The organism is Methylobacterium sp. WL18 (assembly GCF_008040015.1).
Classification (GTDB): domain Bacteria; phylum Pseudomonadota; class Alphaproteobacteria; order Rhizobiales; family Beijerinckiaceae; genus Methylobacterium; species Methylobacterium mesophilicum.
The window spans coordinates 1-4,796 of record NZ_VRVD01000360.1; the positions used below are offsets into that span (position 1 = coordinate 1).

A 4,796-nucleotide genomic window follows, 5' to 3' on the forward strand; every position below is an offset into this window, starting at 1 on the left:
GGCGCAGGGGATGCGCCTCGGCGACCGCCGGCAGGGCGAGGCAGGCCTCGGCGATCCGGGCGACCGTCGGGTAGGCGGCCGTGTCGATCCCGAAGATGCCGGTCCCGACCCAGAGGCTGACGAGGCACAGGTCGGCATGGCTCACCGTGTCGCCCTGGCAGAAGCGGCCGGTCCCGTCCTCGGTGGCGAGTCGGGTCTCGAGGGTCGTCAGGCCGGTCTCGAACGCGTTGCGCAGGAAGGCCAGCATCCGCTCCCGGGGCAGCCCGTACTCCTCCATCAGGAACGTGCGGACGCGGGGCACGTAAAGCGGGTGGGTGTCGCAGGCCACGACCTGGGCGAGGGAGCGTGCCCGGGCCCGCGCCCGCGGCTCGTCCGGCAGCAGGCGAACGCCGCCCCGCGTCTCCTCCAGGTAATCGAGGATCGCCAGGGATTGGGTCAGCGGCGGCCCGTCCCCGTCGAACAGGGCCGGCACCGCACCCTGCGGGTTGATCCTGCGGAACTCGGGCTTGTGCTGGTCGCCGGCGTCGAGGTCGATGAAGGTCTCCTCGTAGGCGAGGCCCTTCAGCTTCAGGGCAATCCGGACCCGGAAGGCCGCGGCGGAGCGCCAGTTGCCGTACATGTGCATGGGTGGGGTTCCGAACTGCGGTGCCTTCGGCGCCACTGACGCGCGAAGACACCGCGATTCGTCGCCTGCGGCAAGTCACGTCGGGCGGGACGGGCCGGCGCCGCGTCGCTACACCACCGATCGCACGGCGCTACGATCCTCCGGCGGAAGGGCCCCCGCTACGAGCCGGGCGCCCGCTGTTCGCCCACCGATGCCCGCAGCGACGCGCCAGTCTTGCGCTTACCTTTGCGCTTGACGTTGTGGGGATAGGGCAGGCTGTCGGAATAAGGCAGCGTCACGGGAATTTTTGACGTGTCGTCGGCGATCACGTCGTGCGATCCCGCCGACACGGACCGCAACTCGTCGTATCGCGGCAGTTCCGGGCGCACGATGTCGTGGCCGGCGACACACCACCGCGCCGCCGCCGCGGCATGGATCCGGGCCGTGTGCAGGACCGGGACCGCATGCGGTTTGTTGAACGCCAGGGCGATCTCCGATGAGGCGACGACGATTCCGTCGACGTTCTGCGCTTCGAAGTCCGTCATGATCTGGTTGTAAGTTTCGAGTTCGAGCGCCGTGCACTCGCCGTTGTAGATCCGATTGCAGACTGAGTAGTCGATGTTGACCCACAGATTCTGGTTCGGAAGCACCACATCCACATCGTGATGTCCGCGGATCAGATCCCCGTAATAGGAGTTGCTCATCGTCACGGAAGTCCCGATGAACCCGATCTTCTTCAGGGACAACCGCCGGATCTCCTCGATCAAGGCGTCCCGGATGTGCAGCACCGGCACGGCGAGATGGACCGACTCCCGCTCGAGAACGCAGTGAAGGGTGTCGCTGGTGATCATCAGCCCGTCGACGCCCTCCAGCAGAAGATTGGCTACGGCTTCCTCGATCTGATGGGCGATCGCGGGCCAGCCGTCCTGCGAGAGGAGATGAACGATCGTATCCGGATCGAAGCTCCACGTGATAAGGTTTGCGGTGGCGCGATTGCAGGTCAGATCGAGAACTTCACGGTTGATCAGATTGTGATCTCTGATCGTCGAAGGACGGCTCAATCCCCCGAGGACGCCTAATTTTCTAGAGACGGAAATCATCTTGCGCTCCCCCATTCAGCGTCATGACGATGTGTCCGCCATCCGGGATACAGTTCAACCTGGATGCGCTGGAACATGTGCGGAGCATCGCCCGTTCTGTGCTCGATCCCGGGCGGTGCCAATGACTTGCGAGAGGGGTGTTGGACGCGAATAGGATCGATGTTCGAGCCCGGACGCGGTTCGTCCAGGTTCGATAGGTCTGATCGCCGAACGAAGACCTCGACCCGATTCGCGCGCAAAACTCCCGCTCGGATTGTCGTTTCGGAACCGGGACAGGATCTCGGCTTCTATGTCGGCGCGAGAAAGACTGCCTATCGTGTCAGTCTGCGACGAGTCGTAACGAACGATAACGCTCCGGCTTGTTCACAGTGATCTCGTCGAAAGAAAAGTCAAAGACTTTATGGCTGCCAATGCCAATATTTTTGATACAGAGAAGGACTAGTTTTTCCTCGTTTGGCATGCGGCTTGAACGATGGGCATCGGCGGGATTCAGTCTTGGCCCCATCCTACGCAACTGAGCCAAGACGTCACCTGAGCTATCGGTCTATTTCAAAATTCCGTGATCGAAATTGTTGCGCCGGCAACCTTAGAATAGCTTTATTCCAAAGAGGAAATGCCGCGTCGCGTTGGTTGATTGCCTGGAGGCCGTGCCGATGCGGTTCGCTTCCCACCGTGCCAGCGACGATCCGATCGCCGGATCGACGGGCGCGGTGATCGAGGGGCGCGGACAGATGCGGCGTTCCCGGAGAGGTTTCCGCCCCGGCCGGGGGCGCCCGAGGCGGCAGCCCGAGGGGGGCGACAAGTCCGGCCCGCCGGCCCATATCGGATGACCGTCCCGGAGAGCGCTCACGATGGCCGATCAGCCCGATTCACGTCGCTTCATCCCGCTGGGGATTGCGGTGCTCACCGTCTCGGATACCCGCCGGATGGCGGACGATCGCTCGGGCGACACGCTGAGCCAGCGCCTCACGGAGGCCGGCCACCGGCTTGCCGCCCGGGCCATCGTGCCGGACGAGATCCCGGCGATCCGCGCGCAGGTGGAGGCCTGGCTGCGCGAGCCGACGGTCGACGTGGTGATCACCACCGGCGGCACCGGTTTCACCGGGCGCGACGTGACCCCGGAGGCCCTGGAGCCGCTGTTCGAGAAGCGGATGGACGGTTTTTCCGCGGTGTTCCACCGGATCTCGTACGACAAGATCGGCACCTCGACCCTGCAATCCCGGGCCACCGCCGGAGTCGCGCAGGCGACCTACCTGTTCGTGCTGCCGGGCTCGCCCGGGGCCTGCCGGGACGCCTGGGACGGCATCCTGGCCCAGCAGCTCGACTATCGGCACCGCCCCTGCAACTTCGTCGAGATCATGCCGCGGCTCGACGAACACCTCCGGCGGGGCGCCAGCATCACGGCGTGACCGCGTTGCCTTCCTTGCGGCGCAGGACCGAGTGCCTGCGGCCGTAGAAGAAGTAGACCACGAGCCCGATCCCCATCCAGATCACCAGGCGCAGCCAGGTATCGAGGGGCAGGCCGGCCATCAGCAGCAGGCAGAACAGGATTCCGAGGATCGGCACCACCGGCACGGCGGGAACCCGGAACGGCCGCTTCATGTGCCGGTCGGTCCGCCGCAGGTAGATCACCGAGCCGCAGACCAGGATGAAGGCGGCCAGCGTTCCGATGCTCACCATCTCCCCCAGGATGTTGATCGGCACCAGCGCCGCCACGAGGGCGACCACGGTCCCGATCAGCGCCTGGCTGCGATACGGAGTCTGATAGGTTGGGTGGACGTGGGCGAACAGCTTCGGCAGCAGCCCGTCATTGGCCATCGTGAAGAAGATCCGGCTCTGGCCGTAGAGTAGGACCAGGATCACCGTGGTCAGGCCTGTGAGCGCCCCGAGCTTGATCAGCAGGGCGAACCAGCCGATGCCGATCACGTCGACGCCCTTGGCGATCGGGTCGGGGACGTTCAGCTCCTTGTAGGGCACCAGCCCGGTGAGGACCGCGGCCACCAGCACGTACAGGATCGTGCAGACGATCAGCGAGCCGAGGATGCCGATCGGCATGTCCTTCTGCGGCTTGCGCGCCTCCTGGGCGGCTGTGGACACCGCGTCGAAGCCGATGAAGGCGAAGAACACCACGCCCGCGCCGCGCAGGATGCCGCTGTAGCCGTACTCCCCGAAGGTACCCTCGTTGGGCGGGATCAGCGGGCTCCAGTGGGCGGTGTCGACATGGCCCCAGCCGAGCGCGATGAAGGCCACCACCACGGTGAGCTTCACGGCCACCATGATGTTGTTGAACCGCGCCGATTCCTTGGTGCCGCGCAACAGCAGGATCGTAACCAGGGCCACGATCACCACCGCCGGCAGGTTGAACAGGGCGGTGCCGCCGCCGTCGATCGCCGTGCCCGGCGCATGTGCAAACCGGGCCGGGATCACGAGGCCGACGTCCTTCAGGAGGCTCGTGACGTAGCCCGACCAGCCCACCGCCACCGTGGCCGCGCCCATGGCGTATTCGAGGATCAAGTCCCAGCCGATCAGCCAGGCGAAGAACTCGCCGAGCGTGGCGTAGGTGTAGGTGTAGCTCGATCCCGCCACCGGGATCAGCGCGGCCATCTCGGAGTAGCAGAGGCCGACGAACGCGCAGGCGATGCCGCCGAGCACGAAGGACAGCATGATGCCCGGCCCGGCATATTGGGCCGCCGCCGTGCCGGTAAGCACGAAGATGCCGGCGCCGATGATCGCGCCGATGCCCATCGCGGTGATCGACAGCGCCCCGAGCGATTTCGAGAGCTGCTGCTCGCCCTCGCCGCTCTCCAGGATGTCGTCGACGGACTTCCGCCCCATCAGGCCCGAGGAGTCCATCGTCGTATCCCTCCCGGCGGCGCAACGGGGATCGGCGCGCGCCTATAGCCTCCAATTCAGCAAGTTTCCTGCCGTCGCGCCAGGAGTTTTCAAAAATATTAAGCCGATAACGACAAGTCGAGCTGCGACATTCTGTCGATCAGGGCCGGTCGATCCGGGCGATGAGCGGCCGGACCTTGAGCCGGGGTGCGAACGTCGCGCCGGCCCGCAGCGCCTCACGCCGCACCACGTCGCCGGCC

Annotated in this window: 4 protein-coding genes; 1 reads left to right on the top strand and 3 read right to left on the bottom strand. The window is 65.6% G+C overall.

Translation table 11 applies throughout. The annotated features are described in order from the left end of the window. Both maiA and FV228_RS20565 read right to left on the bottom strand, forming a co-directional pair. The coding region (gene maiA / locus FV228_RS20560) for a maleylacetoacetate isomerase (RefSeq protein WP_147856315.1) at window positions 1–625 on the bottom strand (625 nt) is incomplete at its 3' end. A gap of 158 nt (window positions 626–783) precedes the next feature. Beyond that, window positions 784–1,704 (bottom strand): aspartate/glutamate racemase family protein, encoded by a 921-nt coding sequence (locus FV228_RS20565; protein WP_187277835.1) that lies wholly within the window; start codon window positions 1,702–1,704, stop codon window positions 784–786. An 851-nt stretch (window positions 1,705–2,555) separates the two neighbouring features. On the opposite strand from FV228_RS20565, the gene moaB reads away from it, so the two are divergent. After that, window positions 2,556–3,113, top strand: a complete 558-nt coding sequence (moaB, locus tag FV228_RS20570; RefSeq protein ID WP_147856317.1) for a molybdenum cofactor biosynthesis protein B — start codon at window positions 2,556–2,558, stop codon at window positions 3,111–3,113. On the opposite strand, the gene FV228_RS20575 is transcribed toward moaB, so the two are convergent. Further along, on the bottom strand, window positions 3,103–4,557 hold the full coding sequence (locus FV228_RS20575; protein ID WP_147856318.1) for an amino acid permease: 1,455 nt from the start codon (window positions 4,555–4,557) through the stop codon (window positions 3,103–3,105). The genes moaB and FV228_RS20575 overlap by 11 nt on opposite strands. Window positions 4,558–4,796: the final 239 nt, after the last annotated feature.